The following is a 1,608-nucleotide window of genomic DNA, read 5'->3' on the forward strand; positions in this document are numbered from 1 at the left end:
GAATCAAGTGGCACGGTTGCAGCTCGGGGGCCGGGTCCGCTTTCTCGGACACCGCTCCGATGTCACGCGTCTGTTGGCTGAGGCGGCTGTGTTCGTGCTGCCATCCCGGTTTGAGGGCATGCCCAACGCCTTGCTCGAGGCGATGGCGCAGGGGCTGGCGGTGGTGGTGAGCGATGCGTCCCCAGGGCCCCTTGAGGAAATTGATCACCGTCGCAATGGCTGGGTGATTCCCAGCGAAGATGTGGCGGCGCTGGCCCAGGCACTCGAGCAACTGGCGGCCGACACGGGTTTGCGTGAAAGTCTTGGGGCCGCAGCACGCGACTCCTTGTTGGCCCGCGATTGGCCCCAGCTCGCCCCCATCTGGGATGGGGTGTTGCGCGCCCCATGACCAGGCAGCGCTTGCTGGTTCTGGCACCCACGCGCCGGGCAGCGTCGGAAACCTTCGTGCGGGCCAATCTCGCTGGCCTACCCTTCGTCACCACGGCCTATTTCGGCGATGAACGGCCGCTGACTGAGCCCCGCAGGCTGGCCTATGGCGTTGCCGTGTTGTGCAGCAAGCTGCTGACGCGGCTGGGATGGCTTCGTCTCGCCGGTTGGCCGGCGGCCGTGGTGACCCGTTGGTTGATCCGTCGCCATCAGCCTGATCTGCTGCTGGTGGAGTTCGGCTTCCATGCGGTGCGGGTGATGGAGGCAGCGGCAGAGGCTGACTGTCCATTGGTGGTGCACTTTCGTGGTTCGGACCTCTCCGCTTGGACCAAGTTCGGTGCGCAGAAGTCGCGTTATCGCCGTTTGATCCGACTTGCCTCGGGAGCGATCGTTAAATCGAAGCCGATGCGGCGGACCCTGCTGGAGCTGGGCCTGGAGTCCGACCGGATCTTGATCAGTGCCTCAGGGGCCAATGCGTCGTTGTTTCATTCCAGTGCCCCGGTGTCGGCCGCCCCGGTGTTCCTGGCGGTGGGGCGCTTTGTCGCCAAGAAAGGTCCGCTGCTCACGATCCGCGCTTTTGCACAGCTGGTGGAACAGCATCCGAGCCCTGATCTCGCCCTGTGGATGGTTGGGGAAGGTCCCCTGCTGCATCAGGCCCAGGAGTTGGTGCAGGAGCTGGGTCTCGGATCTGTTGTGCGATTTTTTGGTGCGCAGCCTCAGCAGGAGATTGCTGCCTTGATGCGCCAGGTGCGGGGGTTCGTCCAGCATTCGGTTGTGGCACCCGATGGAGACAGCGAAGGCAATCCGGTGGCGGTGATGGAAGCGCAGCTCAGTGGTCTGCCGGTGGTTGCCACGTGTCACGCGGGCATCCCAGAGGTGGTCCGCCACGGCGAGAGTGGATGGCTCGTGGCGGAAGGGGATGTGGCTGGGATGGCCGCAGGGCTTTATCGGCTTGTCGTGGATCCATCTCTGGCGCAGCGTTGGGGGCAGGCAGGGCGCCGCTGCATTCAGGAGCGGTTCACGATCGACCACCATCACAGGGATGTGGCGCAGTTTCTGCGCAACGTTCCACCCCGTTTCCGATCTCAGGCCTTCGCTCGATGACGATTCGTACAAGGCTGCTGTTGATTCGCGGGCTTGGACACAGCGGCACCACGATTCTGGATCTGGCCCTTGGAGCCC

General features: G+C 64.2%; 2 protein-coding genes. Both read left to right on the plus strand.

What is annotated here, in order from left to right:
• The coding region (locus tag ACGVJ8_RS00730) for a glycosyltransferase (RefSeq protein ID WP_392345030.1) at window positions 1-388 on the plus strand (388 nt) is incomplete at its 5' end.
• A complete protein-coding gene (locus tag ACGVJ8_RS00735; protein ID WP_392345031.1) occupies window positions 385-1,530 on the plus strand; it encodes a glycosyltransferase in 1,146 nt (381 codons plus the stop codon). The genes ACGVJ8_RS00730 and ACGVJ8_RS00735, both read left to right, overlap by 4 nt.
• Window positions 1,531-1,608 lie beyond the last annotated feature (78 nt).

The sequence above is a fragment of the Parasynechococcus sp. genome (genome assembly GCF_042954245.1).
Lineage (GTDB): Bacteria > Cyanobacteriota > Cyanobacteriia > PCC-6307 > Cyanobiaceae > Parasynechococcus.